Raw genomic sequence first — 19,789 nt, 5'->3', positions numbered from 1 at the left:
CAGATGCAAACCATCGAAACATCGCGCGTGGTCATCATTGGCGCTGGTTTGGCCGCCGTGTATGCGGCTCTCAAGCTGGCGCCCTGCCCAGTCGTGATGATTTCGCCTGAACCGCTGGGCTCTGGCGCAAGCTCAGCCTGGGCGCAGGGTGGCATCGCCGCCGCCATGGCGCGGACAGACAGCCCAAAGGCCCATGCGGACGACACGATGCGCGCGGGTGCGGGCTCGGTTTTGCGCGAAGTGGCCGAGTTTGTGACGCAAGCTGCGCCAGAGCATATCCTTGACCTTTCTGCGCTTGGCACCGGATTCGACCGTACTGCAAGCGGCGGGTTTGTTCAGTCGCGTGAGGCCGCTCACTCCGCTGCTCGGGTTGTGCGGGTCAAAGGTGATCAGGCCGGGGCCGAGATTATGCGCGCGTTAATCAAAGCCCTGCGCGAAACACCCTCAATCCAGGTTATCGAGGGCGCGCAGGCCGTGGCGCTGGAAAGCGACGGCGCGCAAGTAACAGGCGTCTACCTGACAAGTGCGCTTGGGTCTGGCCCAGCGCAGCTGCTGCTGCGCGGGGCCGCTTATCTTTTGGCAACGGGTGGGTCTTCGGGCCTTTATGCGCAAACCACCAACCCAACGCGCATTCGCGGGCAAGGGATTGGTATGGCTGCCCGTGCTGGTGCGCGCATCGCGGACGCAGAATTTGTACAGTTCCATCCCACCGCAATCGACGTAGGCTCTGACCCCACCCCGTTGGCAACCGAAGCACTGCGCGGCGAGGGGGCCGTTCTTGTCGACAAGAACGGGCATCGGTTCATGCCCGATTTCCACCCCGATGCCGAGCTTGCCCCCAGAGATACGGTTGCGCGGGCCGTCTATCTGCAAGCCAAAGCTGGCATGCGGCCAGCGCTGGACACGCGGGGCGCGATCGGTGCCGACATCGGCATTATTTTTCCCGGTGTAACACGGGCCTGTATGCGTCATGGCGTTGACCCAACGCGGGACCCGATCCCTGTGACCGCGTCAGCGCACTACCATATGGGCGGCGTAGAAACAGATTTGTTCGGGCGAAGTTCGTTGGCCGGGCTCTGGGCCTGTGGCGAGGCGGCGTCCACCGGGTTACATGGCGCCAACCGGTTGGCATCAAACGGGTTGCTTGAAGCTTTGGTGTTCGCCCGATCATGTGCCCGGGACATTGCGGGCCAAATCACCGTGAAGAGCGCGCCCGAAGTCGAAATCCGTTTGGCACCCGGCACAACTGACAATAAGCACGATTTGATGCAGTTGCGCCGCATAATGACGGAACATGTCGGCGTGGTAAGGGAGGCAGCTGGCCTGAGCCAAGCCCTATCCGGAATTGCCGCGCTTGAGGCCCAGCACTTTGGGTCAGACCAGTTTCTCAACATGACCGCTACGGCCACCCTGATCGCCGCCGCCGCGCTGCAACGCCGCGAAAGTCGCGGCGCGCATTACCGGTCCGATTTTCCGGGTCCCAATCGTGGCCCCGGTCAACGATCCAGCCTGACACTGACGCAGGCACTCACCTTGCGAGATCGCATAGCAAAGGACGCAGCATGACCCACCCCGCTTTGCCAGACATGATCCTGGAACCTCTGGTCCGGTCCGCGCTAACTGAAGATATGGGTGCCTGTGGCGATATCACAACTCAGACCGTGATCCCCGCGGACGTCACCTATTCCGCACGGTTGCAGGCACGTGAAAATGCTGTGGTTTCAGGTATGCAAGTGGCTGCGCTGGCGTTCCGTCTGGTCGATCCCTCGTTGCTCGTTACAACCTACACCGAAGATGGCCAGAGCTGCGCCAAGGGCGACACACTGATGAAAATCCAAGGCCGAGCCGCCTCAATCCTGTCAGCCGAGCGCGTGGCATTGAATTTTGCCCAGCGGATGACGGGCGTTGCAACGGCCACTTCGGAATTGGTGGCTGAAACCAAAGGCACCAAGGCGCGTATCACCTGCACGCGAAAAACGACGCCCGGGCTACGTCTGGTGGAAAAGCAGGCCGTGCTGCACGGCGGCGGTTTCAACCATCGTTTCTCGCTATCGGATGCAATCCTGATCAAGGACAATCATATCGCAGCCGCTGGCGGTGTGCGGGCTGTACTTGATGCAACAAAAGCCCGCGCGTCGCATATGATGAAAATCGAAATCGAGGTCGATACGCTGGAGCAACTGTCCGAGGTGATCGAGGTCGGCGGTGCTGACGTCGTACTACTTGACAACATGCCGCCAGACATTCTTACGAAGGCAGTCAAGTTGGTGGACGGCCGATTGGTGACCGAGGCATCGGGCAATATCAGCAAGGCCACAGTTGCAGCGGTAGCCGCGACTGGGGTTGATTACATCTCGTCCGGTGCTTTGACGCATTCGTACCGATCAATTGACATCGGGCTGGACTTCTGAGCCGTTCGACGCCCCCAAAACGACCAAAAATTGTTTTTCAGCGCGCGCAATGCCAACCACATTCGTCGCGCTGGCCCCAGCGCAGGGGCCATCATTAACCGTACGAAACGGCGATTAATGCCGACTCAAATACGCTTGGAATACGGAAGATTCTTAACGAACACGCCACCCGTTTTGCATGTAAAACGGTCGGTCAGGCGACCTGCAATCGTGGAAATGGCAGAGTTTATGGGTCTATAGAAAATCGTCTAAGTTCATATTTTTAAACACCTTATTTGAACTCCATCTTGCCTTCAAATTCAAATTCAAAAATACCTCTTGACGCTCTGTAGACCTACGTGGTTTCGTATATAAAACCGTTTTGCGGTAAATCGTTAAGATCAACGAAGGGAGGCGTTGTGATGGCGAAGCAAGAATCTGCTCTGCGCGCACAACAGGGAACGGAAAGCCAGGTTACGGTTTCCCTCAATGGCATCGGTATGTCGTTTTCTGGTGTATCCGTTCTAAGGGATGTCGACCTGGTCATTGACGGTGGTGAAATTCACACGCTGATGGGCGAAAACGGCGCGGGCAAAAGTACGTTGGTCAAGATCATCAGCGGCGTGCAAAAACCGACATTCGGGACATTTCAGATCGACGGCGAAACCGTGGAGTTTGATGCGCCAAGGGACGCTGAAAAGCATGGTATCGTCATCATGCATCAGGAACTCAGCCTGATCCCGGAAATGACCGTGGCCGAAAATGTTCTGTTGGGCCACGAGCCCCGGAAATTTGGCACGTTCATCGACCGCAAAGCCCTGCGGGAAAAGGCCAGCAAAGCGTTGGCCCGCTTTGGCTTCACCCTGGATATCGACACGCCGGTCAAAGATTTGCGTGTTGGTGAGCAGCAGTTGGTAGAAATCGCCCGTGCTCTGCTGATGAATGCGCGCCTTCTGATCATGGATGAGCCGACCTCGGCTTTGTCGCAAGCCGAAGCTGATATTCTCATGGAAGTCGTCCGCGATCTGGCGCTGCAGGGTGTTGCGGTTGTGTATATCTCGCACCGAATGGACGAAGTGTTCGAGATTTCTGACCGCGTTACAGTTCTGCGCGATGGCAATCTGATCGGGACCCGGCTGGCCTCGGAAACAACTTCCGCCGAACTGATCAACATGATGGTAGGACGCACGGTTGAAATCAATCCGGTCGAACGCAACGCACCTGCGACCGACGAAACCGTTCTGCAGGTGGCAAACCTGTCCGCGTGGGAAGGCAAGCGCAAGGTTCTGGATGATGTGTCCTTCGAGCTTAAGCGCGGAGAGGTTCTTGGGGTCGGTGGCCTGTTGGGCGCAGGCCGGACCGAACTGCTTGAAACTCTGTTCGGCGCGCGTGGCGCCAGCTATCAGGGCGAAATCACACTTGAAGGCAAGAAACTAAGACCAATCAAACCCCAGGACGGGGTGCGCAACGGGCTGGCTTTGATCACAGAAGACCGTAAAGGCAACGGCTTGATCCTTGACCGCTCGATTGCGTCCAATGTTGCTTTGCCGCTGATGCCGCTGCAATCGCGTTTTGGTCGGTTTTCCGAAGCTGAACAACGCAAGCAGGCTCTGACCGCGATTGAGACCTTAAAGGTTGCCGCAACCGGGCCCGAACATCCGGTCGGCAAACTCAGCGGCGGCAACCAGCAAAAGGTCGTGCTGGGCAAATGGCTGGCCACGCAACCGCAAGTATTGCTTTTGGACGAACCCACTCGTGGCATCGATATCGGTGCCAAAGACGAAATCTACGATCTGGTCGGACGACTGGCGGATCAGGGCATCTCGGTCCTGTTTGCCAGTTCGGAACTGTCCGAATTCATCGCTGTCTGCGACCGCATGATCGTTTTGTGTGAAGGCCAGATGGCCGGAGAGCTTTCGCGCGATGAGATGACCGTTGATTCAATCAAGGCCCTGGCGATGCAGTTCCGCTGACTGCACACACCGTTAGAACTGGCCCAACCAGAGAAAAGACATGACCGTTATGGAACCCAATAGCCCGACAGTGAAACCCGAACGCCCCGGCGCGGCGACGTTAATGCGCCTTTTGGGCAAGACCAAACTATATTGGGGCCTGTTCGCTCTGATCCTGTTTGGGGCGTTGACCTCGCCGCTGTCGTCCAAAGGCAACAACATCTTTCTGTCGTTGGGCAACCTGACCGACATTCTACGTCAGGTTTCGGTTACCGGGATTGTCGCCGTGGGCATGACCATGGTGATCTTCATTGCCGGGATCGATCTGTCCGTGGGTTCGGTCATGGCGTTGGGAACCGTGATCTGCGCCATGCTGCTGACGCAGGAAGGTTGGACGGCTGCCAGCTATTTCGGGGTTCCGGCTACCGGAATCGTACTGTTCGTCTGTATCGCAGCGCTGATCTATTTCGTGCAAAACAACCTGAGCCGCAGCTCGGACAACCCGACCGAAAGCGCGCCCTCGCGGATGCTGAGCCGTCTGGTCGCCGCCGCCATTTCCATCGGAGTAATGGTCTGGCTGGCCGGTCAGGTGATGCCCAAGTTCGGTGTGCTGGCGGTACTGATCGTAGTGCCCTGCATTGGGGCCGTGATGGGCACAGTGAACGGTGCGCTGATCGTATATGGCCGTCTGCAGCCCTTTATTGTGACACTGGCCATGATGGTGGGCGCGCTGGGTCTGGCCCGCGTGATCGCCGGGCAGGATACGGCCGTATATCCGGTTTATACCGGGTCGAATGCGACTGAAAATTTTGAAGTGCTGCGTGAACTGTTGTGGGGCGTCGTCCCTGTACCAGGCCTGTTCTTCCTGGGTGTGTTGCTGGTATTCTTCCTTGTCACACGCTTCACCACATTCGGCAGCTATCTGATGGCCATCGGCGGCAATGAAGAGGCCGCGCGTCTGGCGGGCATCAATGTGGGCCGCAACAAGATCATCACCTATGCGCTGGCGGGTGGCCTGTCGGCGCTGGCCGGGGTGCTCTATGTGGCACAGTTCCGTCAGGGTAAACCGGATGCGGGCCTCGGTCTGGAACTGGACGCGATTGCGGCCGTGGTCATCGGCGGCACCAGCCTGATGGGCGGGCGCGGCGCAATCATGGGAACGTTCGTTGGGGTGCTGATCTTTGGCTTCCTCAGCAACATCCTGCAATTGAACAACATCGACAGCAACACGCAGCTGGTGCTGAAGGGCATCATCATCGTGGTCGCCGTCCTGCTTCAGGAAGGGCGATTTGAAGAGATCTTTGTCATGGCGAAAGAGCGCCTGGGCAGAGGGAGGAGGCTCTGACCTGAAGGTCTTGGTGGACAATAGGTCAGAGCAATCAGAACGCGGGAACACTGGAGAAACCCGCATCATGACTAAGGAGTAGACTATGAAAAGAAGAACATTTGGCAAGGGCCTGATGGCCGCCACCGCGCTCGCAACCTCGTTTTCGGCCTCGATGGTACTGGCGGCTGACAACTATGTGATCGGTTTCTCGCAGGTGACAACCGTTGAACCCTGGCGCGTCCAGTTCAACAAAGACCTGCGCGCCGAAGCGGACCTGCACGACAATGTCGAGCTGATCATCGCAGACGCCAACGACCGCACCGAAAAGCAGGTTGCAGACGTTGAAAACTTCATCCGTCAGGAAGTCGATGCGATCCTGATCTCGCCGAAAGAATCCGCTGGCCTGACCGGTGTGGTCGAGCAGGCAACCGACGCGGGCATTCCCGTCTTTGTTCTGGACCGTAACGTCGACACTGACAAATTCGTTCAGTGGGTTGGCGGCGACAACGAACTGATCGGTCGCGAAGCCGGCAAGTTCGCGGTTGAGCAGCTGGGCGGCAAAGGCAACGCCAAGGGCACCATCGTTGAAATCTGGGGTGGTCTGGGCACACAAGCCGCGCATGACCGTGCCAACGGTTTCCACGAAGCCTTTGAAGGCGAAGACGGCGTAACCTTCCTGCTGGATCAGCAGTCGGGCGACTGGAAGCAGGATCAGGCCTATGACATCATGTCGACCGCCCTGCGCAACTACGAAGACATCACCATGGTTTATGGTCACAACGACCCCATGGCCTATGGCGCATATCTGGCCGCCAAAGATGCTGGTCGTGCGGACGACATCATGTTCATCGGTGTTGACGCTCTGCCCGGCGAAGGCGTGACCTGGGTTGCAAACGGCGAACTGTCGGCCACCTTCCTGTACCCGACCCCCGGTGCAGAAGGCCTGCGTCAGGCACTGAAGCACTTGAAAGGTGAAGAAGTGCCGAAATCGGTTGTTATGGGCACCGAGGCAATCACTTCTGAGAACGCGGGTGAAGTCCTGAAAAAGAACGGTCTATAAAAGACTGTTCAGGTCGGCACCCTTTCTCCTCCCTGTCGGGATGGCCGACCGGACACGCAGGGGCTTGCGCCCCTGCGGTTTTTTTTGAGAAAGCACCGGTAAAAAGGAAACCCGATGTCCGAAGAAAAGACCAAGCTTCAGAAATACTCGGCCCCCGCCTTGGAAAAAGGGCTGGATATTCTGGAGTTTTTGTCGCTTTCGGATGTCTTTCCCACCCTGTCACAATTGGCGCAGGGAATTGGGCGTTCAAAAAACGAAATTTTTCGCATGATGATCGTGCTGGAAGAGCGCGGATATATTGAACGTCAGGAAGGCGACTTGTTTCGCTTGACCGGCAAACTGGCGCTGTTGGGCGGAGATCGCACGGATAACAGCAAACTCGCCGAACTGGCAGAACCCTATATGGAACGTCTTGCAGAAGAAACCGAACTGTCCAACCACCTATGGGTGCCCAGCGGCTCCGGCGATCTTGTCGTTATCAACAGTGTTTCGTCTTCGCAAAACTACGGTGTGACCGTGCAGGTCGGGTATAACAGCCCAATCTTCCCAACCTCAGCGGGGGCGTGCTTCTTGTCAGAACTTGAAAGTGAAAAAGCACGGCTGGAACTGCTTGAGAAACTTGCCCCGAGCAATGACGTGGGTCACCTGAAAGACTTCGCGGATCAGGCCGCAGAATGCAACGCTCAGAACTACATCTCGTTAAGCAGCCCTGAAAGTCAGGCCATCAACGAGATTTCGGCTCCGGTGAGGCATGCTCCGGGCAAAGCTGTCATTGCAGCCCTGACAATTCCTCATTTCGCAACGGCCCTGATCGACAACCGAAGAGAAATGGTCATTGACGCCCTGAGGTCTACGGCAGCACAACTGCAGGAAAGCATCGCGACCCGAATGCCATTGCCCCGATCGTCCTGGCATCAAATGATCTAAAGTAGTCTTTCGAGGCTTCACCGGACCTTGTCCATGCTTCTCAAGAACAAGCGCTGGAACATCAGCGGACGGCAGCTTCGCGGATTCCAAAGCGGAAAATTCAAACTATCTAAGACCGAGTTTCGACAGCAAACGATCGCGTTTCATCAACCACCATCCTGACTCAATCGGCCACAGGGTATGGTCAGCGTTCCGCCCAAGCTGGCTTGCCGCGTGCAAGGACCAGTTCGGATCATCCAGCAACTCGCGCGCGAGGGCGATCATGTCCGCGTCTCCGCGGTCGATCAACGTGTCGCACACAGCGGCATCCCAAAGAAAGCCGACTGCCATAGTCGGAATGTCGGCCTCTGACCGGACCTGCGCTGCGAACGGCACCTGAAATCCGTGTTCGATGGTCATACGTTGCGGCCGGTCTTTGCCTCCGATCCCGCCCGAGCTGCAGTCGATAAGGTCTACCCCAGCTGACTTCAGCGCTATGGCGATACCCACCGTATCTTCTGGAGTAAGCCCATTGTCCATCCAATCAGTGGCAGACAACCGAAAAGCAAGCGGCAGATCATCCGGCCAGTTCCGACGGATTTCACGCGCGACCTCGACCGCAAAACGCGCCCGGTTCTCAGTGTTGCCGCCCCACTTGTCTTGCCTTTGGTTGGTGATTGGAGACAGAAACTGGTGCACCAGAAAGCCATGCGCGGCATAGACCTCAATGATTTTAAAACCGGCAGTTTTGGCCCGCTTGGCTGCTGCACCAAAAGCTGAAATGACGGCCTGAATATCGTCGTCCGACATTTCGCACGGCGTAGGCCATCCCTCTGCATAAGGCAAAGCAGACGGCGCCATAGCTGGCCACGCATGTTCGCTGCGAACTGCCGCGTCTTCATCGTCCAACGGCGTTTCACCGTGCCAAGGTCGCCGCTCTGACGCTTTTCGCCCTGCGTGACTAAGTTGGATACCCGGAACTGCCCCTTCGCGTGTTATAAAATCAGCGATCTTTGCCAAGGGCGCGATTTGGCTGTCGTCCCACAACCCAAGATCGCCAGGTGTCCGGCGCCCATCGCGCGTGACCGCTGTCGCCTCGGCATAAACCAGCGCTGCACCACCCATCGCAAACCGCCCCAGATGCACAAGATGCCAATCGTTTGCGAGACCATCTTGCGCCCGGTACTGACTCATCGGAGAAACCGAAACACGGTTTTTGAACGTCACGCCTCGCAATTCAAAGGCGCTGAAAAGTGAAGGCATTTTGGTCACTCCAACGGGTCGTAAGTTATCATAGCTTCGGCCTTTGCCCGCATCCTAAGTAAATCTCCGGCCAGCGAGGTCACATCTCTATGAGATCGCAAATTGGTTCAAACCGTGAAATCACTCCTCAGCCAAATCGGAGAGGGTTTGGGTCTGCCCATATGTTCTCTCTCGCAGCATGGCATTCGAAACCGACAAAAGATGCGACTGCATGATTTCTGCTGCCGCCTGACTGTGGCGTGATGCAATGCTGCTGAACAGTTGCTCGTGTTGTTCCCCCAGACGGGTAAGGGTCGACGGTGAATATTGCGTTTCCCGCTGCCGCGTCCATTCCGCTTGCTTCCTGACCGCTCGGATCGAGTCGTACACAGTCAGAAACAACGGATTGTGGGCAAGTTCCGCGATCTTGTAGTGGAACACATCATCCGCAACCCCATAGGCTTGCGTATCTGCCGCATCCAACGTCGCGCGCATCAATTGTTCCAGCGTTCGCAGTTCTTTCACCGAAGCGCGTTGCGCTGCCAACGCCGCCAGCGCAGGTTCGATTTCCAAGCGGACCTCCATGACATCGCGCGGCATCACCTTGGCCGCAACAGCCCGGAAAGGGCTCGCTCCAACAGCAGGTGGCGGCGACACGAACGTCCCCTGCCCGTGCCTGCGAAAGACGGTACCGTCTTCCTCCAACCGATCCAGAATACGCCGCATACGGGCTCGCGTTACGGTCAGCGCCTCGGCCAAGGCTCGCTCGGGCAGCAGCTTTCCGTTTTTCAGGAAATCGCCAGTTTCGATCCCTGCGCGCAATGCTGCGGCCAGCTCTGTATCTGTTGGACAGGTCTCCAAGGTCAGAACGCTCCGATCAAATCGTAAAACATGCGCAGGGACGTAAGCATCAGGAACGCACCAAAAGCAAGCCGTAACGCACGTTGCGAAATGGTGTGCGCAATGCGGACTCCGACATGCGCAAAGCTGGTCGTCAGCGGAATGATCAACGCGGCGGCGATCAAATTAACGTAGCCGATGGAAAAAGGGGGCAGTCCCGTTTGTCCCAGGCCCGTGCCCGCATAAATCAAAGCTCCGGGCAGACCTATGACAAATCCGATCGCGGCGGACGTACCGACGGCACGACGGATATCGTAACCCAGAAAGTTCAGCACCGGGACACAAACCGTACCGCCGCCAATGCCCATCATCGCCGATATCCCCCCTGCGGCAACGCCCGTGGCAGCCCACACGCGTGGTGAAAAGCTGCGCGGATGTCCATCCCCACCGGGCTTGCGAAAGATCATGTCCAACGCAACCAACGCTGCCACAGTGGCAAACACAGCAACAAGGATGTAGCCACTGACCACTCCACCCAACAAGCCACCAATAACCACTCCGATCAAAATGGCGGGGGCCCAGCGTTTCAGCAGCGCCATGTCCAGCGCGCCGCGTTTGTAGTGGCCCCAACTTGAAGACAGCGAAGTGAAGACAATGGTGGCCAGCGATGTACCAACCGCCACCTGCATGGTTAGCGCAGGATCACTGCCTGTCAGCGACAGCGCAAAGTAAAGCGCAGGAACGATGACAATCCCGCCTCCAACCCCCAACAGCCCGGCCAAAATACCGCCGAACACACCGGCCGCTGCAGCAATTGCGACCAGTGTTGCCAATGTGGAAAGGTCAATCCCGCCCATGCATCACGCCGGATCGGTGGCCAGTGAACGGCTAACCCGTCCTTCAGCCTGACGTTTGGCCTCGGCCTCGGCAATTGCGGCGTCCAATGCGGTGCGATCAGGATTGCCCGAGAAGTTCCGTTCACTCGGCATCGCCTCGGCGAAATGCAGATAACGCTCAGCGGCGACGTCATAGAGGCGCCTCAACTCGGCCAGCGGATCGGCATGGTCATCGCTGCGCATATCCAACCAGGAATGTGCCTCGCCCCGATTGATGACCAGACCGGCGGCTTGCTTGCCACGCTTGTCGCCACCTGCGCGCTCTCCTGCCTCCATTGCGGCCATCAGACGTTCGGGAAACGGCAGAGCGGTTTCAGAGGCATAGGTTTCAAAGGTCGCATCCACAACCTCTGGCCCAACCAGCATGTTGCCGGCGACTGAATGTGTTTGACCAATCCGGTGCCCCGCCCATTCAACACAGGCCGACCCGGTATAGGCTGCAAAATTGCCCTGCGCATCCATCAGATGCGCTTGTCTTGCATCGCGGCCGGTATCACGAGCAACCAGATCATCCAGTACCGATTGCGCGGCCTCTCCGGCTTCAAGACGCCGCAACCCCTCGGTGCCCCAAACCGGGTTTGAGAATGCTTGCGAGGCGATGGCACAGTGCGGACCAACATTGGGCACACGCGCACCACAGGCGAAAAAGCGGCTGGCTACGATCAGGCCTATGGCGCCGGTTTCCGGGTCTTTTGCAATCAAAGAATAAGTCATTTTAACGTCCTACCGCATAGGCTTGCATCAAACGCGGCGTTGCCGCCGCGCGCATTGATCCGTCTTTATCCCGCAAGGCCGCTGTCAGGCGTCCAACCGTCCAGGGATCAGCCACGGTGATCTTGTGGCCACGTGCGCGCAGATCCTCAATTACGGCATCGCCAAAGGTTGCCTCGATCATCATCTCACCGGGCGCTGCGGCGCGCGGGTAGAATGACCCCTGAAAATGCATCGAATGGAACAGCGGCGCGTCCATGCATTCCTGCAATTCCAGCCCGAAATGCACGAACCGCAGGAACCAGATCAGTTGCCATTGATCCTGTTGATCTCCGCCAGGCGTCCCGAACACCAGCTGGACGCCGTCCTTTTCAGCCAAACTGGGCGTCAGTGTCGTTCGGGGCCTGCGCCCCGGTGCCAGTGAGGTCGGCAGGCCGGGTTCTAACCAGAACATCTGTGCCCGGCTATTGAGCGGAAATCCCAGACCCGGAATGACCGGAGAGCTTTGCAACCATCCCCCCGATGGCGTGGCCGCAACCATATTACCCCAACGGTCGATCACATCCAGATGCACCGTATCGCCGCGTTTCTCGGACAGGTGAGACATCGTCGGCTCACCCGCGCTCGCTCCGGTTCTGGCCGAAAAATCCTGCGCCGCGCGTGCGACATAGGCATCTGCCAAATGTTCAAACCCGGGGACGCGACCCGGGCGGTGGTCTTGCGAAGCATCTACGCCAATCATCGCACGACGTTCTGCAGCGTATTCGTCGCTCAGAAGATAGCCCATTGGAATATCACTGTGATCGGGGTCGCCGTAATAGGCCTCGCGATCGGCATAGGCGAGCTTCATCGCCTCGATCACTGTATGGACGAACTCGGACCCGTTCGGGTCCATCGCGCCAAGGTCAATCCCTTTGAGGATCGCCAAAGTTTGCAAAAGGACCGGACCCTGGCTCCAGGCGTGTGTCTTGTGGACCGTCCAACCGTGGTATTCATAGGTCAGCGTGTCCTCATAAGTTGCCTCCCAATTCGCCATGTCAGCACGGGTCATGACCCCTGCATTGCGTTGGCCTGATACATCCATGACCTTGGCGTCGCTCAGGTAGTCGAAAATACGATCGGCGACAAATCCTTCGCGCCATGCCTGTCGGGCGGCATCAATCTGTTCAGTGCGATCACCATGCGCGGCTTCGGCATCAGTCACTATTCGCTCATAGGTCGCCGCCAGATCGGGATTGGCGAAGATACTGTGCGGCTCGGGCGCTTTACCATCGGGCATCCAGGTTTCCGCCGAACTGGGCCATTCGTCTTCAAAAAAATCTGAGAGCCCGTCGATTGTATGTGCAACACGCGGCAGCACGGGATGACCATCCCGCGCATAAGCGATGGCAGGTTCCATGACGTCCCGCAGCGGTAGCGAGCCGTGATCGCGCAGCATAAGCATCCAGCCATCGAAAGCTCCGGGGATGACTGTGGCCAACAGCCCCGACCCCGGGATCAGGTTCAGGCCCAACCCTGTGTAATGTTCAATCGTGGCTGCCGCAGGTGCAGGCCCTTGGGCGCACAGAACCTGCGTTTTGCCAGTTTCGGCCTTGTGGATAATGGCAGGCATATCGCCTGCGGGCCCGTTCAGATGGGGTTCGACCACTTGCAGTGTCATCGCGGTGGCGACGGCAGCATCAAAGGCGTTGCCGCCCTTTTCCAGAATGCCAAAGCCCACAGCCGAGGCGATCCAATGGGTCGAGGTGACGACGCCAAACGTGCCTCGGATCTCGGGGCGGGTGGTGAATTCAGTCATTCTTAGTCTCCGAAATCAATGTTCGCGCGGGTCCAGCGCATCGCGCAGCCCATCGCCCAGAAGGTTGAACCCCAACACCACAAGAAAGATTGCAATGCCCGGCCACATGGCCATCCACGGGGCCTGATTGAGGAAGTTTTTCGCCGTGTTCAGCATCGAGCCCCAGCTGGGTGCAGGTGGCTGTTGCCCAAGGCCAAGGAAGGATAGCGACGCCTCGGCAATGATGGCGGTGGCGATGGTTAACGTGGCCTGCACCAGAACCGGCGGCAGCACGTTGGGGAAAATGTAGCGGCTGAGGATTTTCGAGGTCGGCAAGCCGATGGCACGGGCTGAGGTGACGTAATCCTCGGCCCGGACCGATAGCACCTGCCCTCGGGTCAGGCGTATGAAGACAGGGGTCGCAGACAGGCCGATTGCAATCATAGCGTTGGTTAGGGACGGCCCCAGAAACGCCGCCAGTGCAATCGCGAGGATCAGGAATGGAGCTGCCAAAAGCGCCTCAGTGCAGCGAGAGATGATGGCGTCGATCCAGCCGCCGAAATAGCCCGCGATGATGCCAAGTGGAACGCCCAGCAGCACCGCAATCCCAACCGAGACAACACCTGCCAGCAGCGACGCCTGCGCGCCCCAGATCATGCGGGACAGTACGTCTCGGCCAATTTCATCGGTGCCGAATGGATGCGCTGCGGTGGGGGGTTTTCGCACCGCACCCCAGTCGGTGGCTGCTGGGTCGGGCACAGGCAAAATTGGGGCCAAAAGGGCAATCAGCACGAAGAACGTGACCAGAAAACCGCCCAACATGGCGCTTTTATGCGTGCGGAATTTCTTCCAGACCCGATTTTCCGGGCGGCGCGAGAGGATGGGATCAGCTAGGGCCATGTCACGCATTCCTCAGACGGGGGTTCAGCAGCACATAGGCCACGTCAGCCAACAGGTTCATCACGATGAACCCCACGGCTGTGACCAGCACGATGCCCTGCACCACAGCGTAGTCGCGGTTGAACACAGCATCGACGACCATCTTGCCGAAACCGGGGATGGTAAAGATCTGCTCGGTCAGAACGGCACCTGCTATCAGCTCTCCGAACAGCAGGGCGGTCAGCGTCACAATCGGTGTCAACGCGTTGCGGAAGGCGTGTTTCAAGACCACGCGGCGTTCATTCAGACCCTTGGCACGTGCAGTGCGGACATAGTCGGATTTCAGCACACCCAGCATCGCCGACCGGGTATGTCGCATCAGCGTTGCGGCCAGCGCGGTGCCCAACACAAAGGCAGGCATCAGCATGGTGGTGATGGATTTCACAGGATCCTCGGACAGGGGTACATAGCCTGAGGCTGGCAGCAGGTTCAGCTTTACCGAGACCAGCAGGATCAGCATGATCCCCAGCCAGAAATTCGGAATGGAGAGCCCGGACAGTGCCACGATATTGGCAATGTAGTCTGTAATAGTGCCTTTCTTGACCGCCGACAAAATGCCCGCCGGTATCCCGATCACCAACGCAAACAGGATCGCCATAATGGCAAGCTGGATCGTCACCGGCAGCTTTTCTGCAATCAGTTCGGTCACGGGCTGATTGGTGCGCAGCGAAATGCCCAGATCCCCCTGCAATGCATTCCCGACCCATGTCAGATATTGCACCGGAATAGGATCGTTCAGGCGGTATTTCTCGCGCAGGAATTCCAGCACTTCGGGGTCGCGTTCCTCGCCTGCCATGGCCAGAACCGGATCGCCGGGCAACAACTTTTGCAGGCTGAACACGAAGATCGAGATCAGCAGGATCGTGGGGATCGCAATCAGGATGCGACGCAGAATGAAAGACAGCATGACAGGGGCTTTCGGTTAAAATACCCGCCCGGTTGGAGGACCGGGCGGGCCGTGAGTGGCTTATTTCTCCAGTTTCACGCCTTCCAGCCGGATCATCCCATCCGGATAGGGGGTGAAGCCCGAGAGGCCATCATCAAGCGCCCAGATCCATGTCTGGTGATACAGGTACACAATGGGCATATCCTCGACCAGAATATCCCGCGCGCTGTCATAATCCGCCTTGCGCGCATCGAAATCGGTCGAGGCGCGGGCGTTGTTCAGCATCTCGTCCACTTTTGGGTCCGAGTAATGGCTGTCATTGATGCCGCCACCGGTGGTCATGAATTGGTGAATGTTGCCATCGGGGTCGACGCGGCCCGACCATCCGATCTGGCTGGCCTGATAGTCGCCAGCGCTTTGATCGGCCAGCAGGGTGGCGAATTCCTTGGACGTGATCTCGATTCTGATCCCGGCCTCGGCCGCCATGGCCTGAACGACCTGCATCAGTTGTAGCGGAACGGTGGTGTTAGGCACCTGAACCTCAAGGTCGATCCCGTCGGGGAAGCCCGCCTCGGCCAGCAAAGCCTTGGCTTTTTCCACGTCACGCGCGGGCACAGGGTGATCAGCGTCATACCACGGAGACGTGGGCGGGAAGGGCTGGTTGCCCGGCGCAAAGGCGCCTTCGAACACGACCTGGTTGATCGCATCGCGGTCCAGCGCATAGCTGAGCGCCTGACGCAGACGTTTGTCATTGCCCCACGGGTTGTCGCCCTTTTCGCCATTGTTCACATTGATGGTAATGCCTTGATATCCAAGCGAAACAGCACGTTCAACGTTGATCCCGCCATCGCCTTCGGCCTGCGCCAGATCCGTCGCGGCCAGTCGTTCCAGCATGTCGATGTCACCCGATTGCAGGTTTGCAAGACGAACGGTGGTGTCCGGGATCGGCAGGAAGGTGACGCTGTCGAAATGAATCTCATCCGCGTTCCAGTAGTCAGGGAAACGCTCGAGCGAGATACGATCCTGAGCAACGCGTTCCTTGAACTTGAACGGGCCCGAGCAGACCGGGTTCAGACCGAAATCCGCCCCTGCCGCGTTGGCCGCTGTCGGCGACACCATCATGCCCGAGCGGTCGGCGAATTGCGCCAGCAGGGTCGCGTCGGGCGCGGCCATGTTGAAACGAACGGTATAGTCATCGACCACATCGACACCGGTCACGGACTTCAGCTCGGACTTGCGGCGCGACTCCTCAAGGTTCTGCGACCGGTCGATATTGTCGGCCACGGCCTGCGCGTTGAACGGTGTGCCGTCATGGAACACCACGCCTTCGCGCAGGGTCATGGTCAGAGCTTTTCCGTCTTCGCTCCATTCCCAGCCGGTGGCCAGCTGCGGGATCAGCTCAAGGTCGGGGGTGATGTCGACCAGCTTGTCACACATCGAGGCATAAACGATACGGCCAACAAATGTGCGCGACTGATCGGGGTCCAACACGTCGGCGTCGGATTGCAGGGCGATGCGCAGGTCGGCGGCCTGCGCGCTCAGCGCGGTTGCGCCGAGCAGTCCGGCCAACAGACCGGTTTTCAAGACATTCATGTTGTTTCCTCTCTGTTTTCGGCAGAAGCCGGGGGCGTTTGGACAGCCGCGCGATACAGCGCGAACCGCTCTTCTGCTCCGGCGCTGCGGCGTCGGGGCGGGGCCGGTTTTCCGGCCTCTGGTATGGTTTTCCAATGATGGCAGGCGACGTGATGGTCGCTGCCTGCGTCCTCCAGAATTGGGGGCGTCGTCCGGCAATCTTCTTGCGCAAAGGGGCAGCGCGTATGAAACCGGCACCCCGCTGGCGGTGCGGACGGGCTGGGCGTTTCCCCATTCAGCGCCATGTGATCGCGTTCGCGCCCCGGCTCGGGTTCCGGGATGGCTGACAACAGCGCGTGCGTATAGGGGTGGCGCGGTTCCTCGAACACCTGATCGGCTGGACCTGTTTCAACCACCTGACCCAGATACATCACGGCGATGCGGTCGCTCATGTGCCGGATAACGGCCAGATCATGGGCGATGATGACCAAAGTCAGATCCAGATCCTCTTTCAGATCGTTCAGCAGATTGACCACCTGCGCCTGTACCGACACATCCAAAGCCGAGACCGGTTCATCCCCGATCAGCAGCCGGGGACCCGAGGCCAGCGCACGGGCAATTCCGATCCGCTGGCGCTGGCCACCCGAGAATTCGTGCGGATAGCGGTTGGCGTGATCTGGCAGTAATCCGACCTGTGCCAACAACGCGGCAACCTTTTCACGGCGCGCTGTTTCGTCTAGTTCGGGCGCATGAACCTCCAGCGGTTCGCCGACCAATTTGCCCACGGTCATACGGGGATTCAGGGACGAGAACGGGTCCTGAAACACAAACTGCATCTGTTGGCGCAGCGGGGCCATATCGCGGCGGGGCAGGTCCTGAACCTCTTGCCCGTCAAACAGAACCTGACCCGAGGTCGGGCGGTCCAGACGCATCAATAGCCGCGCAAGCGTTGACTTACCGCAACCGGATTCCCCGACAATGGCAAAGGTCTCACCCTTGTGGACCGACAGCGAAACTCCGTCTACTGCGCGCACTTTGGTTTTGCGCTCGAACAGGCCAGTGCCCAGTGTGAAATGACGGGTGAGGTTCCGTGCCTCAAGGATTACATCGCGCATCTGACCCCCTTGAGCTGTTCCAGCGGGGCGTAGTGGCAGGCCACCGCGTGGTTTTGACCCATGCCGGACAGGTCAGGACGCGTGGCGCAATCCTCGGTCGCAAAGGGACAGCGTGTGCGAAAGCGGCAACCTTGCGGCATGTCCGCCAGCGCGGGTACGGTGCCGGGTACGGTGATCAGCTTGTCGCGCGATCCGCTCATGCGCGGGACCGAGCTCATGAGGCCAATGGTATATGGGTGTTGTGGATCGTCGAACACTGCATTGACAGGGCCACTTTCCACGATCTGCCCGCCATACATCACCGCCACATTCGTCGCGATTTCGGCGACAACGCCCAGATCGTGAGTGATGAAGACCGCGCCCATTCCAGTTTCGGCCTGAAGTTCCCGGATCAGGTCGAGAATTTGGGCTTGGATCGTGACGTCCAGGGCCGTAGTCGGCTCATCCGCAATCAGCAGCGAGGGGTTGTTGATGAGCGCCATCGCAATCATCACCCGCTGCCGCATCCCACCAGACAACTGATGAGGATACTCGTTCAGCCGCTGCTCAGGGGCCGGGATACCTACGCGCCGCAGCATGGTCAGAGCAGCTTCATCGGCCTCGGCACGGCTACAATTGCGATGGTGCAGAACGGCCTCTGTAATCTGATCCCCGATCTTGAAGGCGGGGTTGAGCGACGTCATCGGTTCCTGAAAGATCATCGCCATCCTGTCGCCCCGGGTGGCGGCATCAAGCTGCTCCGAGCGCAAATCATAGCTGCGTCCTTCGAAGTCCAACCGCCCTGATGGAATTTCGATGACGTCCCGCGGCAACAGACCCATCAAGGCCATGGCGGTTACGGACTTACCGCAACCGGACTCGCCGACAATGCAAAGCGTTTCACCCGCTGAGACACTCAGGTTCAAGTCGTCGACCGCAGCAGTAGGCTGGCCACGAAACGACAGGCTGAAGGCGGACAGCTTCAGGATTTCGACGCTTGTGTCAGGCGTGGTGCGGACACTTGGTGTGGGCACAGGCGCAACCTTTTCATTTAACCAATGTGTAATTGGTTGCATCTTTGAAAAATACTTGTCAACGCATTGATGCAGTTTTTCCAGCCGTCAGACGCGATCCACTAATGTGCGCCCGCCTTTTAAGCACTCATAACTCCCACAAAACGGCGGACTGAAAACCCAAACTAATCTATTTATTAAATTTGAACCAAAGGCCGTACCCCGGTCGTTGGCTTCACACGACAAAAGGGTGTGGCCTCGCATTCAGTTTCAACGCCACACCTCGTGGTTAGGGATTGGCAACCCTATACCTGTTGCAACAACAAGGTTAAGTCGCGCCCTGCCATGCAACACCGGGGCCCAAACGATACCCCCATGGCAATCCCGCATTGCGCCACCCATTAAGCGCACGTACGCCCCGAGCGTCCTTGTCACCCTCAAACCCTTCGATCAGATTCCAGACATTTGTATAACCCGCCTTGGCCAGTTGACGGGTCGCGACAGCAGACCGCGCCCCTGACCGGCAAGTGACAAAAACGGCATCCTGCCGGGTTCTCCCCCGCTGTTTCAACAGAGCATCAAACTCGGCCACCAGATTGGGATTGTTTTTCATCCGGTACTGACCGCTTTGCGGATCGACTTGGTGGGTGACAATGCCCAGTGGGATGATCTTGTCCAATCCCTCGGGGTGGCCCACAAAGGAAATTTCGATCGGGTCGCGTACATCAACGAACAAGATGTCGCTATCCCGCTGCAGGGCCGCAAATGCGGCCTGCGGTGTCAAATACAATCCCAATGGAGTCCGTTGCCGGTCTGATAGGCGCGCAGGATCGACCGAAGTTTCAATCGAACTGGCCCCTGAAACCAACGATGGTGACGCCAGCGCCGTCGCGATCCCCATACCCAGAACGGCCCTGCGTGACGGAGGTGTGTGCGAGGTCATTGGCCGACCTTTCCGCAGGTGCATAGGCCCAGCATCGCATAGATCGGGCAGAACTTGACGAACGCAGTAACGACAAACACCGCGCCCAGCCAACCCCACACGCCAACAGTGCCAGTTAAAGCCAAGAGGATCAGCGCTGTCCCCAGGATCAGACGCAATGCGCGGTCGATAGAGCCTACGTTGGATGTGAATTGCATGATCGAATCTCCTTGATGATCTGGGAAGAGATTCGCAGCTTTTG

At 58.3% G+C, this 19,789-nt stretch carries 18 protein-coding genes; 6 read left to right on the top strand and 12 right to left on the bottom strand.

From position 1 onward, the window contains the following. Positions 1 to 3 precede the first annotated feature (3 nt). From J7380_RS18880 to J7380_RS18855, 6 genes are all read left to right on the top strand, one after another. A complete protein-coding gene (locus J7380_RS18880; RefSeq protein ID WP_209197924.1) occupies positions 4 to 1,566 on the top strand; it encodes an L-aspartate oxidase in 1,563 nt (520 codons plus the stop codon). Beyond that, positions 1,563 to 2,411 (top strand): carboxylating nicotinate-nucleotide diphosphorylase, encoded by an 849-nt coding sequence (nadC, locus tag J7380_RS18875; RefSeq protein WP_209197922.1) that lies wholly within the window; start codon positions 1,563 to 1,565, stop codon positions 2,409 to 2,411. The genes J7380_RS18880 and nadC overlap by 4 nt, the downstream gene beginning before the upstream one ends. 401 nt (positions 2,412 to 2,812) lie before the next feature. Continuing rightward, entirely contained in the window at positions 2,813 to 4,363 is a 1,551-nt protein-coding gene (locus J7380_RS18870) for a sugar ABC transporter ATP-binding protein (protein ID WP_209197919.1), read from the top strand. A 40-nt stretch (positions 4,364 to 4,403) separates the two neighbouring features. Continuing rightward, complete coding sequence (locus tag J7380_RS18865) at positions 4,404 to 5,687, top strand: ABC transporter permease (RefSeq protein ID WP_209197917.1); 1,284 nt, start codon at positions 4,404 to 4,406, stop codon at positions 5,685 to 5,687. An 85-nt stretch (positions 5,688 to 5,772) separates the two neighbouring features. Beyond that, a complete protein-coding gene (locus J7380_RS18860) occupies positions 5,773 to 6,729 on the top strand; it encodes a substrate-binding domain-containing protein (RefSeq protein ID WP_209197911.1) in 957 nt (318 codons plus the stop codon). 114 nt (positions 6,730 to 6,843) lie between these two features. Continuing rightward, on the top strand, positions 6,844 to 7,656 hold the full coding sequence (locus tag J7380_RS18855; RefSeq protein ID WP_209197908.1) for a helix-turn-helix domain-containing protein: 813 nt from the start codon (positions 6,844 to 6,846) through the stop codon (positions 7,654 to 7,656). Positions 7,657 to 7,761: 105 nt separating this feature from the next. Here the strand turns inward: J7380_RS18855 and J7380_RS18850 are convergent, their stop codons facing one another. The 12 genes from J7380_RS18850 to J7380_RS18795 form a co-directional block, all read right to left on the bottom strand. After that, entirely contained in the window at positions 7,762 to 8,898 is a 1,137-nt protein-coding gene (locus J7380_RS18850) for an NADH:flavin oxidoreductase/NADH oxidase (RefSeq protein ID WP_209197901.1), read from the bottom strand. A gap of 120 nt (positions 8,899 to 9,018) precedes the next feature. After that, positions 9,019 to 9,738 carry an FCD domain-containing protein gene (locus J7380_RS18845; RefSeq protein WP_247742646.1) on the bottom strand — a complete coding sequence of 240 codons (720 nt, stop codon included), beginning with the start codon at positions 9,736 to 9,738 and terminating at the stop codon, positions 9,019 to 9,021. A gap of 2 nt (positions 9,739 to 9,740) precedes the next feature. Further along, entirely contained in the window at positions 9,741 to 10,574 is an 834-nt protein-coding gene (locus tag J7380_RS18840; protein WP_209197899.1) for a sulfite exporter TauE/SafE family protein, read from the bottom strand. Positions 10,575 to 10,577: 3 nt separating this feature from the next. Further along, positions 10,578 to 11,327: a DUF1028 domain-containing protein gene (locus J7380_RS18835; protein ID WP_209197891.1), complete on the bottom strand. Its 750-nt coding sequence runs from the start codon at positions 11,325 to 11,327 to the stop codon at positions 10,578 to 10,580. A 1-nt stretch (position 11,328) separates the two neighbouring features. After that, entirely contained in the window at positions 11,329 to 13,122 is a 1,794-nt protein-coding gene (locus J7380_RS18830; RefSeq protein ID WP_209197889.1) for a gamma-glutamyltransferase family protein, read from the bottom strand. Positions 13,123 to 13,137: 15 nt separating this feature from the next. Continuing rightward, on the bottom strand, positions 13,138 to 14,001 hold the full coding sequence (locus tag J7380_RS18825) for an ABC transporter permease (protein ID WP_170356483.1): 864 nt from the start codon (positions 13,999 to 14,001) through the stop codon (positions 13,138 to 13,140). A 1-nt stretch (position 14,002) separates the two neighbouring features. After that, positions 14,003 to 14,947, bottom strand: coding sequence for an ABC transporter permease (locus J7380_RS18820; RefSeq protein WP_209197885.1), 945 nt, complete (start codon positions 14,945 to 14,947; stop codon positions 14,003 to 14,005). A 60-nt stretch (positions 14,948 to 15,007) separates the two neighbouring features. Further along, complete coding sequence (locus J7380_RS18815) at positions 15,008 to 16,519, bottom strand: ABC transporter substrate-binding protein (protein ID WP_209197883.1); 1,512 nt, start codon at positions 16,517 to 16,519, stop codon at positions 15,008 to 15,010. Next, complete coding sequence (locus J7380_RS18810; protein WP_209197881.1) at positions 16,516 to 17,613, bottom strand: dipeptide ABC transporter ATP-binding protein; 1,098 nt, start codon at positions 17,611 to 17,613, stop codon at positions 16,516 to 16,518. Before J7380_RS18810 ends, J7380_RS18815 begins: the two co-directional genes overlap by 4 nt. Beyond that, positions 17,601 to 18,626 carry an ABC transporter ATP-binding protein gene (locus J7380_RS18805; RefSeq protein WP_348539128.1) on the bottom strand — a complete coding sequence of 342 codons (1,026 nt, stop codon included), beginning with the start codon at positions 18,624 to 18,626 and terminating at the stop codon, positions 17,601 to 17,603. The genes J7380_RS18810 and J7380_RS18805 overlap by 13 nt, the downstream gene beginning before the upstream one ends. Positions 18,627 to 18,933: 307 nt before the next feature. Then, entirely contained in the window at positions 18,934 to 19,548 is a 615-nt protein-coding gene (locus tag J7380_RS18800) for a rhodanese-like domain-containing protein (RefSeq protein WP_209197877.1), read from the bottom strand. Next, entirely contained in the window at positions 19,545 to 19,745 is a 201-nt protein-coding gene (locus J7380_RS18795; protein WP_209197876.1) for a DUF2892 domain-containing protein, read from the bottom strand. Before J7380_RS18795 ends, J7380_RS18800 begins: the two co-directional genes overlap by 4 nt. Positions 19,746 to 19,789: the final 44 nt, after the last annotated feature.

Source organism: Ruegeria sp. R8_1, from assembly GCF_017743815.1.
Classification (GTDB): Bacteria; Pseudomonadota; Alphaproteobacteria; order Rhodobacterales; family Rhodobacteraceae; genus Ruegeria; species Ruegeria lacuscaerulensis_A.
The sequence above is the reverse complement of the archived record's forward strand: the minus strand, read 5'-3'. Positions and strand labels throughout refer to the sequence as shown.